Consider the following 19,313-nt stretch of genomic DNA (forward strand, 5'->3'; position numbering starts at 1 on the left):
CAGGGCAGGACTTGCTTGCCCCGGGCTTTTGCTTGGCATGGCATGATCCATGATGCCCGCCGGGCACTGGGACCTGATTTTTTACAAAGTTAAGGCCCATGATCCTGAAATTACAGGATAATTTATATGTAATAATGGATGTTGATGAAGAAAACCGGCATGGGGAACCGTCGTGTGGTGGGGCATGCATGACGCCCCGTCAGGCATCGGTCATACGTGATGCGGAATATATAATACCCTGATTTTATCAGGATGTTCATGTATTCTGTGAACAGCTGTCGCCATAACGGGGCGGGCGTTCCAGGATTGGCTTTGATATAGATTCATGGTCCCAATCCCCCCAGAAAAGTTAATGTCCAGCAGACTATTTCAGTGGTGATGGTTTTATGTCAATTCCAAATACGCCCCGTTTTCATTAGCTGTGGGTTAAGGAGACGCACTGTGGCGGGAATGTCGCATTATTTATGGGGATATTTAATATAATTGTTTAATATCAATTGGATAACAAAATGTCACGCGTGTGTGCCCATCGGGTACGCCATGGCATAACTGCTGGTTATGTACCCATGACCAGATGGAATTGGATATTACGGCCAATCCAGTACAGTCTGGTAACAATAGCTGTCCCGGCCCTGGGGCAGGACCACATGCCTGCCTGAATCCATCGTGCGTCAGTACGGGGACGCAACCATATCGACAGGACGGGTATTGTGTAACCCAATGTTGTGGGATCAGGGGTTTTCGTAAATGCTTCTTTCGGCGCGTGTGGGTCATGGCCTGCCGTGGGGCCGGATTGCAGGCATGTCACCACCAGTGATGTTTGGGGCATGAATAGTTGCGATTAATGTCGTTGTGCGCGCGTTACGTGTTCCGTCACCTGCTGGTTCTCCTGCCGGCCATGTTCGCCCTGTGCGTTACGGCGCAGGCGGCGGGGCAGGATCACCATGGGGGGGAACTCCGCCTGCTGGGCAGCACTTCTGGCGGGACGCTGGACCCGCAACTGCATTACACACCGGTTTACCTGCAGATTTTTTCCGCCGTTTATGATGGGCTCCTGACCTATCGCAAGGCGGGGGGCGCGGCCGGGGACGAGGTCGTGCCGGATCTGGCCACGGCATTGCCCCAGCCAGAGGATGGGGGCAGGACGTGGACATTCTACCTGCGTCCTGGCATCCGCTTTTCCGACGGGCGGCCCGTGCGGGTACAGGACGTGCAGGCCTCTTTCCAACGCATCTTCCGCGTCGGCAGTCCCACGGCCAGCAGTTTTTATGAAAATATCGTCGGCGCGCATGACTGCCTGCGCCAGCCCCATGCCTGCACCCTGTCCGAAGGGATGGAGGTGGACCCGGCGACCGGGCGCATCACGTTCCACCTTGTCGAACCCGATGCAGAGTTCCTGACCAAGCTGGCCTATCCCCATGCCGTGATTTTGCCTGCCGACACACCTGACCATGATGTTGGCACGGTGCCTGTGGCGGGGACGGGCGCCTATCGCGTTGTCTCCTATGACCCGCAACAGTCTTTGCACCTTGCGCGCAATCCGTATTTTCACGTCTGGAGCGACGCCGCGCAGCCCGAAGGCTATGTCGATACGATAATCTACCGTTTCGGCCTGCGTGACGAGGACGAAGTCACGTCGGTGGAGGCCGGGCATGATGACTGGATGTTCGAGGTCAAGCCCCTCGACCGGCTGGGCGAACTTGGGGCGCGTTTCCCCGATCGGGTGCATATCAACCCGTCGCTGCATATCGTCTATGTGCCGCTCAATGTTCATATCGCGCCGTTTGACAATGCCATGGCACGACAGGCCGTGGCATGGGCGCTTGACCGGCATGCGGCGGCCATCTTCTATGGCGGTCCGGCTGTGGCGACCCCGATGTGCGACATGGCGCCGCCCAATGTGCTGCCGCCGGTGGGGCAATGTCCCTATACGCTGCCGGCTGTATCTGCATCCGGCATGTCCGGCTGGCCCCGGCCCGACCTGGACCGGGCGCGCGACCTTGTCATGAAAAGCGGGACGCAGGGACAGGCCGTGACCATCGTCGTGCAGACGGATTCAACACAGCGTGGGATCGGGGCATGGATGCGTGACCGGCTGCAACAGATCGGCTACAGGGCATCTGTGCGTGAGATCAGCCGGGGAGTGCAGTTTTCCTATATCCAGAACAGTGCCAACAATGTGCAGATCAGCCTGACAAGCTGGTTTGGCGATTATCCCTCGCCCTCCAACTTTGTGTATCTGCTGTTTGCCTGCTCCAGCTTTCACCCGCATTCCGACAATTCGATCAACATTCCCGGCTATTGCAATCCCGCCCTTGATGCCGTCATGCATCGGGCGTTACAGGAACCACGCGATCCCGTGCGCATGGCCCTGTGGCGTCAGGCTTCCAACATGCTTAACAGTGATGAACCCGCCGTGCCCCTTCTTGCCATCAAGGATGTAGACCTGGTTTCCGCCCGTCTGGGAAATTATGCCTACCATACCCTCTATCACATGCTCGTCGCGCGGGCGTGGGTGCGGTAATGGCACAGGATCTTCCCGCGCCGCCCGCAGGCCCATGGCGGCAGGCCATGCGCTCCATCGCGCGCAACCGTTCCGCTATGGCGGCGCTGGCGACGTTGGCGCTGGTGACGCTGGCATGCATGCTGGCGCCGCTTTACGCCCATCATGTCGCGCATACGGACCCGTTCACATCAAATGTGGCGGGCAGCATCGTGCTGGACGGGCATGAGGTGGATATTATGCAGCCCAATGACAACCCGCTGCATCTTGGCCTCAGCCCGATCGGGCCGACATGGCATGCGACCTATCTGCTGGGTGCGGACAGCCAGGGGCGCGACCTTGCGTCACGGCTGCTGTACGGGGGGCGGGATTCCCTTCTGGTCTCGTCCTGTGCGGCGGTGGTGTGCCTTGTGCTGGCGGCCATGGCGGGCATTGTCGCAGGATTTTCTGGCGGGGTCGTGGATGCGCTGCTGTCGCGTATGATGGATATCATGTGGGCGGTGCCGGTCTATCTGTTTGCGATCTCCCTTTCGATCGTCACCGTCAGCCACGGGCTGCGGGTCGGGCCGGTCACGGTACGGGCCGACAGCCTGCTGATCCCCATCTTCATCATCGCACTTGTCTATGTGCCCTATGCCGCGCGGCCGATACGTGGGCGTGTCATGGCGTTGCGGCAGGCCGAATTCGTCACGGCCGCGCGCTGCCTTGGCGTGCCGCGCTGGCGTATTGTCGTGCGTGACATCCTGCCCAATGTCACGACCACGCTGGTGATGCTTGGCCCGCTGCTGATGGCGCTGTCGCTGCTGGCGGAAAGCGCGCTGTCGTTCCTGTCGCTTGGCGTGCAGGCGCCCGCGGCGTCATGGGGCACCATCATCCAGGATGGCGAAGGGCTGATCTATACCCGTCCCATGGTGGCGGTCGCGCCGGGCCTTGCGATCGTGGTGGTTGTGCTGGCGCTCAATATCCTGGGCGACGGGTTGCGTGATGCGCTGGATGTGCGTGACGCGGCGCGGCGTTCGTCGTGAAGGGAGCGTGGCCATGATGCTTGCCCTGCTGCGTCGGCTGGGACAGACGCTTTTCGTGCTGTTCGGGATTTCCGCGCTGGTGTTCGTGGTGTTCTTCGTAACGCCGGGGGCGGACCCCACGGCGCGCATCGCCGGGCGCAATGCCTCCCCCGCCGTGATGGAGAAGGTGCGCCGGGAATATGGTTTCGACCGGCCCCTGCCGGTGCAGTACGCCACGATGATGAAAAAGCTGTTCATCACGCGCGACCTTGCGTCCTATGTCGATCGCGGTGAACTTGTGGTGCCGGAAATCCTGCGCGCGGCCCCGGTCACGGCATCGCTTGTGTGTGGGGCGGCGCTGATCTGGGTTGTGGTATCGGTCGCGATGGGAACGCTGGCGGCGGCGATGAAGGATACATGGGTGGACCGGACCCTGATGATGGCCGGGCTGGTGGGGATTTCCATGCCGGTCTTCTGGCTGGGGCAGGTGACCAACCTTGTAACGCAAAGCCGTTATCACGACACATGGCTGTTTTCATGGGTGCCGGGACTGGGATACGTGCCGTTTGGCGAAAGCCCGCTGGGCTGGTTCCGTGCGCTGGTGATTCCATGGATCGTGCTGGCGGTGATGTTCATCGGGATCTACAGCCGTGTCCTGCGCTCTGACCTTGTGGCGCTGGCGGGGGAGGATTTCATACGCACCGCACGCGCCAAGGGGCTGTCGCCGGTGCGCATCCTGCTGTGGCATGGGCTGCGGACATCCATGATTACGTTCGTATCCTTGTTCGGGCTGGATTTTGCGCAGCTTGTTGGCGGTGGCGCGCTGTTGACGGAGGTTGTGTTTGGCCTGCCCGGTGTGGGGCACCTGACATATCAGGCGCTGAACAACCTCGACCTGCCGGTCATCATGGCAACCGTGATGTATTCCGCCGTCTTCGTGGTGATGGCGAACGCGGCGGTGGACCTGCTGTATGTGTTTCTTGACCCGAGGGTGCGTGATGGCCGCTGAGATATCCCGCCCCGTGCCATTGCTGGAGGTGCGCGACCTGTGTGTCAGCTTCCCTTCGGGCGGACGCATGATCCCGATTGTCGAGCATGTGTCCTTTACGCTGGGTGAGCGTGAGATCCTTGGGCTGGTGGGGGAATCCGGGTCGGGAAAATCCGTGACGGCCATGGCGATCATGGGGCTGATCGACAGTCCGGGCGTGCGTATCACCGGCTCCGCCCTGTTTCGCGGGCAGGAACTTGTGGGCCTGCCGCCTGCACGGATGCGGCGCCTGCGGGGCAAGCAGATCGCCATGATCTTTCAGGACCCGATGACGGCGTTTACCCCCGTTTATACCATTGGCTGGCAGATTGACGAGCAGATCCGCGCGCATGAACGCGTCACACGCCGGCAGGCGCGTGCGCGCACGGTGCAACTGCTGGGGGAAATGGGAGTGCCCGATCCTGCACGCACGGCCAACCGTTATCCGCACCAGTTGTCAGGGGGGCTGCGCCAGCGTGCGATGATCGCCATGGCGCTGTCATGCAATCCTGCCCTGCTGATCGCCGATGAACCGACCACGGCGCTGGATGTGACCGTGCAGGCGCAGATCCTCGAACTTGTCCGTTCGTTGCGTGCGACACATGGGTCTTCGGTCCTGATGATTACGCATGATATGGGCGTGGTGGCGGAAACCTGTGACAGTACGCTGGTGCTGTATTCAGGACGGGTGGCGGAAACCGGGCCGACGGACCTCTTGTTCGCGCATCCGGGCCATCCTTATACGGCGGCCCTTCTGGCTTCCATCCCGCCGTTGGACGGGCCACGGCCTGAACGCCTGCCGACCATCGCGGGCGCGCCGCCTGCGCCGTTGGACCGCCCGGCGGGCTGCGCCTTTGACCCGCGTTGCGATTATGTGCATGAAAGCTGCCGTTTTGTCCCGCCGCCCCTGATCCCGGTTGGCGCCGGGCAGGAAGCGGCCTGTGTCCTGCCGACCGAAGGCCGTCCCCTGTCGCCGCGGCATGTGGCCGCCCCCACCACGCAGGACGCCCCCGCATGAGCGCACGGTTGACCGCAATGACGCCAGATGATGCCCCCCCCCTGATGGAGGTGCGCGACCTGCGCAAGACCTATGCTCTGGCGCGTGGGCAGACGCTCAAGGCGGTGGACGGCATTTCCCTGTCGGTCATGCCGGGGGAGGTGCTGGGTCTGGTGGGGGAATCGGGATGTGGCAAGTCCACGCTGGGGCGGTGCCTGCTGCGGTTGATGGATGTGACGTCTGGGCAGATCCTGTTCGAAGGGCGCGATATCACCGCCCTTGGCGAACGCGCCCTGCGTCCGCTGCGGCCGCGCATGCAGATGGTGTTCCAGGATTCCTATGCCTCGCTCAACCCCCGGCGGCGCATTGGCGATCTGCTGGCGGAACCGTTGCGGGTGCATCCCGATGCGGGGGGGCGCAGGCGTTCGGCGGCCGAAATTGCCGCGCGCCTGCATGAACTGATGGAACTCGTCAGCCTGCCGCGTGCGGCACTCAACCGCTATGCCCACGAATTCTCCGGTGGTCAGCGCCAGCGCATCAACATTGCCCGCGCGCTGACACTGTCGCCACGTCTGGTTGTGGCCGATGAACCGGTTTCGGCACTGGATGTGTCGGTGCAGGCGCAGATCGTCAACCTGTTCATGGACCTGCAGGCACGTCTGGGGCTGACCTATGTTTTCGTCGCGCATGACCTTGCCGTGGTGCGCCAGATTTCTACGCGTGTCGCGGTGATGTACCTTGGCGCGGTGGTCGAACTTGGTGCGACGGACGATGTGCTGCACCATCCGGCGCATCCCTATTCCGCTGCGTTGACCGCCGCCGTGCCGCGCCCGGTGGTGGGGGGCATGCGCGCCGTCCCGCTTGGCGGTGATATTCCCAGCCCGATCGCACGCCCGGCGGCATGCCGGTTCCATACACGCTGCCCCCATGTGCAGGAACGCTGCCGGGTGGAGGAACCCACCCTGCGCCCCATTGGCCCAGGACACGATGTCGCGTGTCATTTCCCGCTTTCACGCGGCTGACGCGCCGCGCTGCGTTCATCATGCCGTGGAAATGGGATTTGCGGATTTCGCACGAATATATGCTATTTTCGTCCCGTGCGGTCGGCATGAACCGGAAAGGACGGTATTGTGGAACTGAAATGGCTGGAAGATTTCGTATGCCTTTCACGTACCCTCAGCTTTTCGCGTGCGGCGCGTGAACGCAATGTCAGCCAGCCTGCCTTCTCCAAGCGTATCCGCCAACTCGAACAGTGGGCGGGTGCATCCCTTGTCAACAGGGTCAGCTACCCTGCGGAACTGACGGCGGAGGGCAGGCGGTTCCTGGAGGAAGCGACGGAGATCGTCTCCGCCTTCTACAGGGCGCAGCGCAGTGTCTGTCCATCATCACGGTGCGAGGTCGTGACCATCGCCGCGCTTCATACGCTGGCGCTGACGCTGATCCCGCATTATTTCGGCAGCCGTGAGAACATGCCGTCCATGGCGCGCCTGAAGGTGACGCCAGACCTTGGCGGGATCGAGGATAACCTTAACAGGCTGGTCACGGGTGGGGCGGATTTTTTCCTGACCTATGCCCATCCGCTTGTGCCGTTTCACCTTGACCCGGCGCTGTTTCCCTTCGTCTGTCTGGGGACGGAGCGTGTATTGCCTGTATGTGCGCCGGAACTGAAGGCACGGGTCAGCCACGCCATGGCCAATGCGGAAGCCGTCGATTACCTGAGCTATGGCGATGAATCATTTTTTGGCGTTGCCCTGTCAAAGCTTTTTGCAAAACATGATGCCTTTCGGCGGCGGGTCGTCTGCGAAGACACGCTGTCGGTCGGGTTGATGTCCATGGCGCGGGCGGGATGGGGGGTGGCGTGGCTGCCTGAAAGGTTGATCCGCGATGAACTCGATATGGGGCTTTTGGTATCCGTTACCGATGATCCCGCGCTGGTGTTGACGGTGGAGACACGCCTTTATCGCCATGCCAATGCGCAACGCCCGGTCTGTGACCAGGTGTGGGACGTGTTCACCTCACGCGCGAACAGGTTTGCCCCGGCCCATGGGTGATGGGGTATGTGTCGGGTTTCGTGTCATGATTTTAAAAAATGTTTGAAATATATATAATGTTTCGAAAAATATTGATGACCATGAATGGTTTCAGGATATAACGCGGGCCGGAAAAATTCGGCGCAGTCCCTGCCGGTCAATCAGGTCCTCAAGCCATATGGCATGTTCCAGCAAGGCCTGGTCATTGCCGCGCTGTGCGCTTAACAGCACGCCGACAGGGCGGCCTTCGCGATCTTCCGCGCACGGGATGCTGATGGAGGGATGGCCGCTGATATTCGTCAAGGTGCAGTTGCGTGATGCCAGCATGGGATGTTCAGGCGTCATCGCCGCAGGGGGCAGGGCGGTCACCTGGGCCGTGGGTTCAAGCAGCAGGTCGCACGTTGACAGCACGTGATCCATTTCCACGCTGATGGCGGCCTGTTCACGGCGCGCATCCTCGATCTCACTTAAGGAAACAGAACTTTTGCGCAGCAGGCGTTCGCGCAGTGTGGGGGAAAGTGCGTCAGGATTTTTGTGTGCGGCAGCGCCCCAGACCTGCCATGTTTCGGCAAAAAGCGCGATGGTGACAGGTAATGTCCGGACATGTAGCGTCGTGGTGCAGTCCATGATGGTGACGTCTTCGTCACGCAGTGCAGACAGAAGTTGGCCCATGACGTGGAGGATGCCGACGTCACAGTTTTCAAATCCTTCCCACCGGATACCGATACGCCGCGTGCGTGGTGCGGGCGCGCTCGGGCGGGCGTCGTGTTCGATGGCGTGGAACAGGTGCCGTGCGTCGCGTGCGCTGCGTGTCAGCAGCCCGACATGGTCAAGGCTGGGCACGAGGGGCATGATGCCGGTCATGTCCCAGCGTTTTGCAGTGGGCTTGAACCCTGTGATGCCACAGCAATGCGCCGGGAAACGGATGGAACAGGCGGTATCCGTGCCCAGTGCCGCCATGGTGAGGCCCCTGCTCACGGCGGCGGCGGACCCGCTGCTTGACCCCCCTGGGTCCAGGCGGGTGTCAAGTGGATTGCGGGTGCGTGGTCCGACCGCATTTTCGCCCGTCGTGCCCCATGCCAGTTCACACATGCTGGTCACGGCGGGAAACAGCGCCCCTGCCGCGCGCAGACGGGTGATGATCCACGCATCACGCGTCGCAATGCGCCCGGCGAACAGTCGGCTGCCACCCTGTATGGGGGTGTCGGCGATATCTATATTGTCCTTTACCGCGATATTCAGGCCATGAAGCGTCTGGGCCGCACGCTGCCGTGCAGGCAGGCGGCTGAGGGCCTGTGCTTCCTGAATGACCGCTGTTTGGCGGAGATGGCGCACGGCGTGGATATCCGCGTCGCGCGCCGTCATCCGTGCAAGTGCCGCACGGATATCCCCCTTGTGGGGGTCGGCTGTCATGCCGCCATATGTCATGGACGTGGATGGGCCGTCAGCACATCCGACAGGGCCGGGAACACCATGCCGTTGCGTCCCGCAACAGGGGTTGCGGCACACAGGGCGTTGAGCACAGCTTCCTGTGTGGCTTCGGCCACCGCGCGGAACAGGATGTCGATGTGCCCTTCGTTCAGCATGGGGCGGGTGATGGTACCTTCGGTTTCGTGCAGGTGAAAACGCACACTGGGGCAGAAACCAACCGCGATATCGCCGCTGCCGTTGCCCCAGAAGGAGCCCAGTCGCCCGATACCTATACCCGCGCGGCGTATGACCCGGCGTAATTGCCGGTAATCCAGCGGCAGGTCGGTTGCGACAACCATGATGACGGACCCACGTTCGCGTTCATCGTGCAGGGTGGGCGCAGCCGGTGGTGCGATGCGGCGTCCATCCGGCAGGGTCAGGTCGCCCGGCATGCCGAAATTGGCAAGTACCAGCACGCCCAGAATGCCCTGGTGCGTTCCGGCCGCGACATGGCGCGAGGACGTGCCGATCCCGCCCTTGAACCCGAATGCCGTCATGCCGGTACCCGCCCCGACCCCACCTTGCGCGACCGTGCCGCTCTGCGCATCGCGTATTGCCTGCAGGGCGTCGTCTGGCGTTACGGCCAGTGCCTGTATATCGTTGATGCGCCCGTCATTGCATTCAAATACCAACGGGTTGACCGTTGACAGGCTGCGGCCGATTTCGGGATTGCGTCCGATGGCGTCACGGATCAGCGCCTCGGCCCCCGCACTGACGGAGAAGGTATTGGTCAGCAGGATCGGCGTTTCAATCTGGCCAAGTTCCTCGACCTGCATCATGCCGACGCTTTTGCCAAACCCGTTAAAGACATGCACCGCGCCAAGCGGACGGTCGCGGAACAGGTCGCCGTCATGGGGCAGGATACATGTGACGCCCGTCTGAATGGGGCCATTGCGGATCGTGCGGTGTCCGACGCGTACGCCGGGAACATCCGTTATGGCGTTATGCGGACCGGGTGGCAGGATACCGCACCCCAGGCGAAAGCGCCGCGCCGGGCTGTCGTATGTCGCAGGGCTGTCGTATGTCATCGTGTGGCCGGCGCGGAAAGGGAACGCATGAAGTCAAGGTAGGCGTCCTGCAGGCGTTTCGTAACCTCGCCGGTCTGCCCATCCCCCACGGCATGGCCGTCGATGCTGGTGACGGGGACGATCATGTAGGTCGCGCTGGTGACGAAGACCTCTGGCGCGCGCAACAGTTCATCGCGTGTGATGATGCGTTCTTCCACCTTCATTCCGGCATCCTGCGCCAGCGTGATGATACGCGCGCGCGTGCAACCGGCCAGCAGATGGTGCGAAAGGGGGCGTGTGATCAGCGTACCCGATGCCTCCACGATGAACACGTTGGAGGATGAGCCTTCGGTAATGCCCAGTTCGTCAAAGAACAGGGTATCGTCCACGCCGTTGGCAAGCGCGCTGCGCTTGGCCATGACCTGTGGCAGCAGCATTGTGGTCTTGATATCACGGTGCAGCCAGCGGATATCGGGTTGCAACTGCACCGTGATGCCACGTGACAGGGACGGTGCGGACAGGAAATCCTGTGCCTGCGCCAGGATCATGACGGTCGGTCGCCCCTGCGGCACGGCCGTAAAGGAACGCGGGGTCGCACCGGGCGTCACCTGAAGGTAGGCAAACCCGTTCGTGATGCCATTGGCATGCGCAAGGTCATGCATGATCTGCGGTAGCTGCGCGCGTTCGGGGGGCGGCGTCATGCCGCATGCGCCAAGGGACCTGTCCAGTCGCGCAAGGTGGCTGTCCATGTCCACGAACTGCCCGTTAATGATGATGCAGACTTCGTAAATGCCCTCGCCAAACAGGAAAGCCCGGTCAAAAGGGGAAATCCGGGCTGATTCCGCAGGCTGGATTTCCCCGTTCAGATAGATCAGTGATCCCATGTCATGCTCCGGCCTAGGGCGAAAATTGATGCCGGTATATCATGAACCTGAAAGGGGAAGTCGTCGAATTGATATTTTCTTCTATCCTATTCTCAAAAGTTACTGCTTCGCCGGTCTTTATATCAAGGCAACATCTGAAAATTTCATGTTTTCCGTACATTCGTTTTCAGGACGTATTTCAATGTCGCCGCATGGACCATGCCACGATACAGGCCGCGACAATCAGCCCGGCGACGGAGAATGTCGCACACCACAGCACCACCCCCACCACCACGCCTGCCGCCAGCGCCACACCAAGGGCCAGGGCAGGTGCCACCCCACGCACAAGGCCCATGACGATGCGATATCGTGCCGACAGGTCAGGCAGGCGATAGCGTGCAGGCTGCAACGCGGCATGGCATGCCAGACACCCGACCCATAGCATGACAAGAAGGGGGATCATCCCACCGGCTCCCTATACAATCGTACCAAAGAGTACAGTGCAATCAGGCCGAACAGGGCCGCCATGCCATCAATGCCCGCATGAAGGACAGGTGACGCCCGTAATGCCGCCATCGTGCATGTGGCATCCAGCACGGGCAGTCCACACCCCAGCACCGCAACCATGACAAGCTGTTCACGCCATCCCCGCATGGGACGTGCGATGCCTGACCACAGCGTGCCATGCATCGCGCAGGCTGCCCATGTAAAAAAGAATACGGTGATTTCCGCCCCCTCCCGTCCCGGCAGGCCCGTCGGCAGCATGCGGTTGGCCCACAGAAAGGACAGGATACCCACCGGCAGGCCAACGATTGTGGCGATGGTCAATCCTTCCGCCACCCGGAATTCTGCCCGATGCCCCGAATGGCGTCGTCGTTTCATGAGGAACAGGACCAGGCCGCTTGCAATGCCTGCTGTCGCGCCAAGGCCGGACATGAAATACAGCCAGCGTAGTGATGGCGGGGCGAAACGGGCGTAATGCAGACCATGTATCAGGTGCATGGTCATGGCGATGGGGCGGCGTGTCACTGTCGTACCCAGCAGGCGTCCGTCAGGCAGGCTGAAATCGACGTGGTCACGTGTCATGAATGGGCCGGAGGCATCGCTTGCGGAAATGCTCAGCCGGTCGGGCAGAAACAGGATGAAGCCACAATCCCGGCCGCCCAGGCGTGCGCGTGCCGTATCCAGCAACGGGCGCATATGTGTCATTACAGGCCGAAGGGGGGCAGGTTGTGCCGGGGGGGCTGTGGCCCGCGCGCGCGGTGCCGTCATGACGTGCAGGTGCGCGGGTAATATCGTGTCGGCATGCACAAGGATGCCGGTATAGGCCATCATGACGGTAAATGGCATGAACAGCACACCGGCGAGCAGGTGTGCATCCAGCCATGCCCGGATACGTGATCCCGACAGGCGCAGCATGACGATATCGGGCACCAGAGCGCGCAGGTGGATGATGAGGCCAGCCCCCACCGCAACCAGCAGTCCCAGCGCAAGGATATTGACAATACCCACCCCCACCGTTCCCCCGCCGCGCAGGCTGTAATGGAAATTATAGAAGAATTTCCCCCCCGTCGTGGCGCGCGTCGCAATCAGGGCGCCCGTGCGGGGATCAAGCATGTCGCCCACGAATTCATGTCCGTCATAATGCAGGATTTCGAGTGCGGGCGCCCGTGCGGAAGGCAGGTTCAGGAATGCAAAGACGCCACGCGCCTGTTGTTCGCGCACACTTGCCGCCGCCGCGTCAAGTGCTGTATCGGTGGGGGACGTGCCGGTAGGGATACGGATTTCTGGCTGCATCCATCGTGTTATTTCCGTATCGAAAACCGCAAGCGTGCCGGTGGCGCAGATACATGTCAGTACCAGCCCGCATATGAACCCCACCCAGGCATGCAGCCATCCCATCCGTGTGCGCAGGGTTTCGCGCATCGGGGTTTCGCGCATCACGCCAACACCACAAGGCACAATACCGCCACACAGCCTGTGGCACAGACCATGGTAAATCCGCGATACCTTGTCCGCATGCCGAAACAGGCCAGCACCATGGCCGGCAGGCCCGCGACGGCAATGATTTCGCCCAGGGCTGTGGCATCTGCGGGCAGGGATGGATGCCACAGCCCGGCATCCGTCACCACAAGGCGTGCAACCACATAGGACAGCACGCAGGACAGAAGAATGTTGCGGAACCTGTCGGCCCGGAGGCTGGATTGCAGTTTTGCCTTGTCGTGCTTCACGGTGGTCCCATGTTTACATGATATGAAATAAATGCGACGCATTCGCATGTGATCTTCATGCCACAAAATGCTGCCTTTTGCGAAAACCGTGTCATAACAGCCGTGTTGATGTTGCGACTTACTATCACTTGCGTATATCAGGCCTCCTACGCAAATGCTTTTATCCGAGGCCCCGATGATGTTATGTGCCCGCCTGCTCCCTGACTGCCGGAACAATGTCGCAAGGCTGGCGGCCATGATCTTTATTGGTGGCCTTGTGCCCTGCGTGCCTGCATTCGCGGCCGGTGATGACAATTCCGACACCGCGAAATCCGACGCCGCGCAAAAAGACGAAAAAATCATCGTGACGGCCAAGCGGCGTAATGAAATGGAAGTGACAACCGGTGGGAACCTTGGCGCGCTTGGGAACAAGCGGGGCCTGGATGTGCCGTTCAACGTGCGCAGCTATAACGCCAGCATGATCCTGAACCAGCAGTCACAGACACTTGGTCAGGTGCTGGAGAATGACCCGTCGGTCCGTACGACCTATGGCTATGGCAATTTTTCCGAAATGTTTGTCATCCGTGGCTTTCCGGTCAATGGTGACGATGTGGCGATTGATGGCCTGTACGGCATCACCCCCCGGCAGCTTGTCTCGCCACAGCTTTATGACCAGGTGCAGGTGCTTAACGGGGCCAGTGCCTTTCTTAATGGTGCGGCGCCCAGCGGGTCGGCCATTGGCGGCAATATCAACCTTGAGTTCAAGCACGCGACGCAAACCCCCATTACGCGGGTGACGGGGGATTATACCAGCAATGCCCTGGGCGGTGGCAGCGTGGATTTCGGGCGGCGTTTCGGGCGTGACAAGGCGTTTGGCTTTCGCCTGAATGTGGCGGGACAGGATGGAGAGGATTCCATCGACCATGAACGCCGTCATTCCGCCGCCGTGGGGGCCGATTTCGACTGGCATGATGATAAGACGCGCATTTCGCTGGATATGAATTTCCAGAATCAGGGGGTGAATGGCGGTCGTCCGGCCATCTTCCTTGGGGCCGGGGTGACGGCGGTGCCACGGGCGGTGGCGCCATCGCATAATTTCGGGCAGCGCTGGGCCTATAACGATCTCAACTATATTTTCGGAAAGTTGAATGTCGAACATGATTTTTCGAAACATATCACGGTCTATGGCGCATTCGGCGGCCTTGGTGGGAATGAGAAGGGGGATTACGCCAATCCCACCGTGACCGATGCCGCCACGGGGGCCGCCACGATCGGCAGCATGTATGTGCCCTATGTCCAGACCAACAAAAGCCTGCGTGCCGGGGTGCGCGCGCATTTCAGTACCGGGCCCGTGCGGCATGAGATCAATGCCGGTGGGTCGTCGCTGTGGGAAGAGGCCGATACCGCCTATTCCATGGCGCTGACCTCTGTTGCAACGAATATTTATCGCACCCCTGCGGTCACACCGCTTGCCAATACTTTCAGCGGGGGTGATGTCAACAACCCGCAGGCCATCAGCCGCACGCGGCTTTACAGCCTCTTTTTCTCTGACACGATGTCATTTTTTCATGATCGTGTCGCCCTGACGGGGGGATTTCGTTACCAGAACATGTTTATCGACGGATATGGTTATGCCGCATCGGGGCGTGGGGCTGTGACATCGCATTATGACGAGGGGGCGATTACCCCGGTTGTGGGTCTTGTCATCCATCCCACACGCCAGACGGCGCTGTATTTCAACCGGATCGAGGGCCTGTCACAGGGGCCGACCGCGCCGTCGGACACGTTGAATCAGGGTCAGGTCTTTGCGCCTTATAAATCAACGCAGTATGAGGTGGGCGCAAAATATGAAACCCGCCGTTTCAGCGCCTCGCTTGCGGTGTACCAGATTTCGCAGCCCAATGCGTATTCAAAATCCGTCGGTACCAGCAGCCAGTCGATCTATGTCGAAGATGGGTTGCAGCGTAATCGTGGTATCGAACTCAGCATCAATGGGCAGATCCTGCCGGGCCTGCGTTTCAACGGGGGGGGCACGGTAATTGATGCGGACCTGCGTCGCACGGCTGGGGGGCTGCAGGACGGTCATACCGCGATTGGCATTCCTAATTATACCATCAACGGAAATCTGGAATATGACCTGCCGTTCCTGAAGGGGGCGACGGTCGTGGGGCGTGTCGTCAATACCGGCAAGCAGATGGTCAATACATCCAATACGCTGCATCTGCCGGTCTGGACACGTTTTGACCTTGCAGGGCGGTACACGTTCGTCGCCGACCATAAACCGCTGACACTGCGTTTTGGTGTCGATAACCTCGCCAATACCCGGTACTGGTCTTCATCTTTCAATGGCTATCTGCTCGAAGGATTGCCGCGCACGTTCAAGTTCTCCTTTACCGCAGACCTGTAAGGGGGCGTGGGATGTGTGTTTAAATTATTTCGAAAATATTTGAAAATATATAGATTTTAAAGAATTCATCGGTCGGAAATCTGCGTGATGTACGCAGGGTGTCTGGGCGCTGGGACACTGTCCCGGGCCGCCATGCGTGCCTGGTATCATTGGGCCCGGTTGCGATACGCCATGACCGCTTTGTGCGGCATGGCGTTTTTTTTGAAAATGGCAGAATAAAACGAAGCCTCCTGAATTTTTGACTTTTATGGCGGTGTGCAGGCTGCGTCGGGAGGCATGTTGCGGCTTATTTCAGAATGATGACGGTTTTGCATTGCGAATCAGAATCACTTCTAGTAGTGGAAGTTTAATTAATAATTATTCGCACAACAAAGATGGCCCCCATGATCCCTCCCAGACGTTTGAGACCATTTTCTGCGGCAACCGCGACATTGGCGCTTGCATGTTCTTCGGCCGCGCATGGCGCCACGGCCGGCACGACGGCCAGTACGTCCGCCACGGTCATGACAGGGACATCATTCGTCCCGTCGTCAACCGCGTCGGGGGGCACGGCGGCAACCACGGCCACCAAATCGACCAAGGCGGCCGGCGGCAGCGCATCGACCGCGGCACAGCCGGATGCGGACGGGGTTTTTTCCGACCATCGTTACGACAATACGACGGTGACGGCATCCCCCATGAATGCGTTGCGCCAGTCGGTTGGCCTTAGCCGTATGCCGCATGACGCGATGCATACGCCGCAGAACATCAATGTCGTGCCGCAGATCCTGATGCAGCAGCAGAACGTCAAGTCGCTTGACGAGGCATTGAAGAACGTCCCCGGCATCACGGCATCAGTGGGCGAGGGCGAAGGCGGCATGGCGGGGGACCAGTTCCTGATCCGCGGGTTCCAGTCGCAGAATGACATCTATGAAAATGGCCTGCGTGATTTCGGGGTCTATACGCGCGACAGTTTTGATTACGACCATGTCTCCGTTATCAAGGGGCCGTCGTCGGAAGTATTCGGTAACGGCACGACGGGGGGGGCGATCAACATCGTCACCAAGGCCCCGCACCTTGGCAATGCCTATCAGGCCAATTTCTCGGGCGGAAGCGGGTCGTACTATCGCGGAACGCTGGATATCAATCAGCAGTTGACCAACAGCATCGCCTTCCGCCTGACGGGCATGGGGAATGAAAACAATGTTGTCGGGCGCGACTATATTTATTCCCACCGCTGGGGCATTGCACCTTCGATTGCCTTTGGCCTGGGCAAGAAAGTGTCGTTCATCCTTGAATATTTCCATCAGAACGACAACCGCATTCCTGATTATGGCGTGCCTGTCGTCTATAAACCCGGACAGGCCATCGGTCGTCCGGTAACAGAATATGGTGTGCGGCGTACCAACTGGTATGGCACGACCTATGATCAGGACAACACCAGTGACGACATGATCACGGGACGCCTGACGGCGCGGGTCAGTCCGATCCTGACGCTTTATAACGACATGCGCGGCGGGATCTTCCATCGCTATTTCTCCGCCTCCCAGGAAGCCTGTTCCAGCATGGCGGCCGGAACCGCCGCCTATACCAACAATGTGATAAACGGAAGCGTGCCTTCTGCGACATGTAACCGGGATTTCTTTTCCGCAAATCCGTCAAGTGCGCAGGTCGCGCGTAATGGTGGTGTCGGTGGTCCTGAACCCTATCGCCAGAGCGACTGGTCAATACAGGATGTCTTTTCCGGGGTGGCGCGTTTCAAGACAGGTCGTATCCGCCATGAGGTCATCGGCGGGTTTGATATCGAATATGTCACCGATCATCGACAGAACTATGCCTATGGCAGCAACCGTACCAGCACCAGCCTGTTGAATCCGTCGATGTATGTGCCCGGCCTTGTGCTTGGGGATTGTAACCAGTATCCGAACCGCCTTGTGAATATCAGCGGTGTGGGCAAGAAATGTTATAAGGATAGTGATGCGCTTGATGTCGGCTTCTTCCTGTCCGATCAGGTGTGGCTGACGGATTACCTGTCGGTCAAGGCGGGCTTCCGCTGGGACAACTGGAACAGTCATTACAGTGCGACGGGCGGGAATACCGCGAAATATCCCGATGTCCATTATGGGCAGGACGAGACGACCATCAACCCCAGCGTTAGCGTCATGTATACACCGCGCAGCAACCTGATGGTGTATTTCAACTGGTCGCAGTCCACGACACCGTTGAGCATGTATGTCACCAACAGTTCCGAACCGATGACCGCCAAAAGCCAGAGCGCTGCGCCCGAACGCAGTTCACTGTATGAAATCGGGGCGAAATACAGTGCCTTTCATGACCGGATCGGCATGACGGCGGCGCTGTTCCGTCTGGACAAGAGCAATTCGATCCAGACAGACCCCAACACCGGCGATATCAGCGCAACCAGCGATCAGGAACGCAACCAGGGGCTGGAGCTTAGCATTTCTGGGACGTTGCTGCCGAACTGGATGTTCTATGGCACGTATGCGCTGTATGATCCGACAATCACCAAGGCCGGTTCTGCGACATCCAAGCAGGGGGGACAGATCCAGTATGTCCCGCATAATCAGGCAACGGCATGGACATCTTATGAAATTGCCCCGCACAAGCCATGGAACATGACGGTTGGTGGCGGCCTGACATGGCGGCAGGGTGTATGGCTGGATCAGGCCAATACGGCGCGTGCGCCGGCAACGGTGGAATTCGACGCCATGGTGTCGCATCGTTTCAATAACCACTGGCGCATGGCGATGAATGCCTACAACCTTGATAACCGCCTGAATTACGGCAGCCTGTTTTCCAACCGCGTCACGCCTTCCATCGGCCGGTCCTTCCTGTTCAATGTCTCGGCCCAGTATTGAGGTGGCTTGAAAAGCCCATATTCATGACAGGCGTTTTCGGGTGTCGTCTTTTTTCATAAAGGCGGCATTCTTCGAAGCTTTTTGGAAAACATCGCCAAAAAACTTCTTCATGACTGTCATCGGATTGTGTAAGCCTCTTCTTGTCATGCTGCGTGGGGCGATCGGCCAGTGGGGCAGGGCGTGCGCGGATGCGGGGATAAGGTCGAATGCTGTTACATGTGCCCGGACTGCTTGATGCCGGGGAACTTGCCCACTGTCAGGCGACGCTGCGTGCGGCGCAATGGACGGACGGACGCGAAACCGCCGGGCAACAATCCGCCAAGAGCAAGAACAACCGACAGTTACCGCAGGATTCCCCCGCCTGTCGTGAACTTGGCGATATCGTGCTGCGTGCGCTTGGTCGTAACGCAACATTCAACAGCGCGGTGTTGCCGTATCGCGTCAGCCCCCCGCTGTTTAACCGTTATGACGTGGGGATGTCCTTTGGCGCGCATGTCGATAATGCCATCCGGGGGATTTATGCGGGTGGCATTCACACGCGCATCCGCACGGATGTTTCAACCACCCTGTTCCTGTCCGATCCCGACGATTATGATGGCGGGGAACTGATCATGTCCGATCCGGGGGGCGAACAGGCAATAAAACTGCCTGCAGGGGATCTGGTGCTGTATTCCACGACCGTCCTGCACCGTGTGACCCCGGTTACGCGTGGGTCGCGCCTGGCGGCATTTTTCTGGTCGCAGTCGATGGTGGCTGATGAAACGCGTCGGCGCATCCTGTTCGACCTGGATGTGCAGACCATCACCTTGCGTGAACGTCTTGGCGATCATGATCCCGCCGTTTTGGGGTTGACGAACATCTATCACAACCTGATGCGGCAGTGGTGCATCCTGTAAGAGACTGTTTGAAAAGTCAGGCTCGATAACATCCTGAAATC

15 protein-coding genes are annotated in these 19,313 nt (G+C 59.7%); 9 read left to right on the top strand and 6 right to left on the bottom strand.

Annotation, left to right across the window (positions count from 1 at the left end; all coding sequences use genetic code 11):
• Positions 1–844: 844 nt before the first annotated feature.
• From B7G66_RS01735 to B7G66_RS01760, 6 genes are all read left to right on the top strand, one after another.
• Entirely contained in the window at positions 845–2,524 is a 1,680-nt protein-coding gene (locus tag B7G66_RS01735) for an ABC transporter substrate-binding protein (RefSeq protein WP_003617773.1), read from the top strand.
• A complete protein-coding gene (locus B7G66_RS01740) occupies positions 2,524–3,528 on the top strand; it encodes an ABC transporter permease (protein ID WP_003617774.1) in 1,005 nt (334 codons plus the stop codon). The genes B7G66_RS01735 and B7G66_RS01740 overlap by 1 nt, the downstream gene beginning before the upstream one ends.
• A 13-nt stretch (positions 3,529–3,541) precedes the next feature.
• A complete protein-coding gene (locus tag B7G66_RS01745) occupies positions 3,542–4,516 on the top strand; it encodes an ABC transporter permease (protein WP_003617775.1) in 975 nt (324 codons plus the stop codon).
• On the top strand, positions 4,506–5,552 hold the full coding sequence (locus B7G66_RS01750) for an ABC transporter ATP-binding protein (protein WP_003617777.1): 1,047 nt from the start codon (positions 4,506–4,508) through the stop codon (positions 5,550–5,552). The genes B7G66_RS01745 and B7G66_RS01750 overlap by 11 nt, the downstream gene beginning before the upstream one ends.
• Before the next feature lie 44 nt (positions 5,553–5,596).
• A complete protein-coding gene (locus B7G66_RS01755; protein ID WP_080545496.1) occupies positions 5,597–6,553 on the top strand; it encodes an ABC transporter ATP-binding protein in 957 nt (318 codons plus the stop codon).
• A 108-nt stretch (positions 6,554–6,661) separates the two neighbouring features.
• Complete coding sequence (locus B7G66_RS01760) at positions 6,662–7,582, top strand: LysR family transcriptional regulator (protein WP_003617779.1); 921 nt, start codon at positions 6,662–6,664, stop codon at positions 7,580–7,582.
• A gap of 90 nt (positions 7,583–7,672) precedes the next feature.
• Here the strand turns inward: B7G66_RS01760 and B7G66_RS01765 are convergent, their stop codons facing one another.
• The 6 genes from B7G66_RS01765 to B7G66_RS01790 all read right to left on the bottom strand — a co-directional run bounded on the left by B7G66_RS01765 (position 7,673) and on the right by B7G66_RS01790 (position 13,132).
• A complete protein-coding gene (locus tag B7G66_RS01765; protein WP_003617780.1) occupies positions 7,673–8,974 on the bottom strand; it encodes an amidase in 1,302 nt (433 codons plus the stop codon).
• A gap of 11 nt (positions 8,975–8,985) precedes the next feature.
• Complete coding sequence (locus B7G66_RS01770; RefSeq protein WP_003617781.1) at positions 8,986–10,059, bottom strand: DmpA family aminopeptidase; 1,074 nt, start codon at positions 10,057–10,059, stop codon at positions 8,986–8,988.
• Entirely contained in the window at positions 10,056–10,922 is an 867-nt protein-coding gene (locus tag B7G66_RS01775; protein ID WP_003617782.1) for an aminotransferase class IV, read from the bottom strand. The genes B7G66_RS01770 and B7G66_RS01775 overlap by 4 nt, the downstream gene beginning before the upstream one ends.
• A gap of 178 nt (positions 10,923–11,100) precedes the next feature.
• Entirely contained in the window at positions 11,101–11,364 is a 264-nt protein-coding gene (locus B7G66_RS01780) for a hypothetical protein (protein WP_003617783.1), read from the bottom strand.
• Positions 11,361–12,842, bottom strand: coding sequence for a PepSY-associated TM helix domain-containing protein (locus B7G66_RS01785; RefSeq protein ID WP_231106214.1), 1,482 nt, complete (start codon positions 12,840–12,842; stop codon positions 11,361–11,363). Before B7G66_RS01785 ends, B7G66_RS01780 begins: the two co-directional genes overlap by 4 nt.
• Complete coding sequence (locus B7G66_RS01790) at positions 12,842–13,132, bottom strand: hypothetical protein (RefSeq protein WP_139312496.1); 291 nt, start codon at positions 13,130–13,132, stop codon at positions 12,842–12,844. The genes B7G66_RS01785 and B7G66_RS01790 overlap by 1 nt, the downstream gene beginning before the upstream one ends.
• A gap of 154 nt (positions 13,133–13,286) precedes the next feature.
• Here B7G66_RS01790 and B7G66_RS01795 point away from each other — a divergent pair, with 154 nt between their 5' ends.
• The 3 genes from B7G66_RS01795 to B7G66_RS01805 all read left to right on the top strand — a co-directional run bounded on the left by B7G66_RS01795 (position 13,287) and on the right by B7G66_RS01805 (position 19,272).
• Positions 13,287–15,518, top strand: a complete 2,232-nt coding sequence (locus B7G66_RS01795; RefSeq protein ID WP_003617787.1) for a TonB-dependent receptor — start codon at positions 13,287–13,289, stop codon at positions 15,516–15,518.
• A gap of 503 nt (positions 15,519–16,021) precedes the next feature.
• On the top strand, positions 16,022–18,376 hold the full coding sequence (locus B7G66_RS01800; protein ID WP_003617789.1) for a TonB-dependent receptor: 2,355 nt from the start codon (positions 16,022–16,024) through the stop codon (positions 18,374–18,376).
• A 206-nt stretch (positions 18,377–18,582) separates the two neighbouring features.
• Positions 18,583–19,272 (top strand): Fe2+-dependent dioxygenase, encoded by a 690-nt coding sequence (locus tag B7G66_RS01805; RefSeq protein WP_003617791.1) that lies wholly within the window; start codon positions 18,583–18,585, stop codon positions 19,270–19,272.
• Positions 19,273–19,313: the final 41 nt, after the last annotated feature.

The organism is Novacetimonas hansenii JCM 7643 (assembly GCF_000964405.1).
GTDB classification, from domain to species: Bacteria; Pseudomonadota; Alphaproteobacteria; order Acetobacterales; family Acetobacteraceae; genus Novacetimonas; species Novacetimonas hansenii.

What these genes read in the sequence shown, in the direction of transcription:
- B7G66_RS01735 (WP_003617773.1), top strand. Translation starts at nt 845, where the DNA reads ATGTCGTTGTGCGCGCGTTACGTGTTCCGTCACCTGCTGGTTCTCCTG.
- B7G66_RS01740 (WP_003617774.1), top strand. Translation starts at nt 2,524, where the DNA reads ATGGCACAGGATCTTCCCGCGCCGCCCGCAGGCCCATGGCGGCAGGCC.
- B7G66_RS01745 (WP_003617775.1), top strand. Translation starts at nt 3,542, where the DNA reads ATGATGCTTGCCCTGCTGCGTCGGCTGGGACAGACGCTTTTCGTGCTG.
- B7G66_RS01750 (WP_003617777.1), top strand. Translation starts at nt 4,506, where the DNA reads ATGGCCGCTGAGATATCCCGCCCCGTGCCATTGCTGGAGGTGCGCGAC.
- B7G66_RS01755 (WP_080545496.1), top strand. Translation starts at nt 5,597, where the DNA reads ATGGAGGTGCGCGACCTGCGCAAGACCTATGCTCTGGCGCGTGGGCAG.
- B7G66_RS01765 (WP_003617780.1), bottom strand. Translation starts at nt 8,974, where the DNA reads ATGACAGCCGACCCCCACAAGGGGGATATCCGTGCGGCACTTGCACGG.
- B7G66_RS01770 (WP_003617781.1), bottom strand. Translation starts at nt 10,059, where the DNA reads ATGACATACGACAGCCCTGCGACATACGACAGCCCGGCGCGGCGCTTT.
- B7G66_RS01775 (WP_003617782.1), bottom strand. Translation starts at nt 10,922, where the DNA reads ATGGGATCACTGATCTATCTGAACGGGGAAATCCAGCCTGCGGAATCA.
- B7G66_RS01780 (WP_003617783.1), bottom strand. Translation starts at nt 11,364, where the DNA reads ATGATCCCCCTTCTTGTCATGCTATGGGTCGGGTGTCTGGCATGCCAT.
- B7G66_RS01785 (WP_231106214.1), bottom strand. Translation starts at nt 12,842, where the DNA reads ATGCGCGAAACCCCGATGCGCGAAACCCTGCGCACACGGATGGGATGG.
- B7G66_RS01795 (WP_003617787.1), top strand. Translation starts at nt 13,287, where the DNA reads ATGCTTTTATCCGAGGCCCCGATGATGTTATGTGCCCGCCTGCTCCCT.
- B7G66_RS01800 (WP_003617789.1), top strand. Translation starts at nt 16,022, where the DNA reads ATGACAGGGACATCATTCGTCCCGTCGTCAACCGCGTCGGGGGGCACG.
- B7G66_RS01805 (WP_003617791.1), top strand. Translation starts at nt 18,583, where the DNA reads ATGCTGTTACATGTGCCCGGACTGCTTGATGCCGGGGAACTTGCCCAC.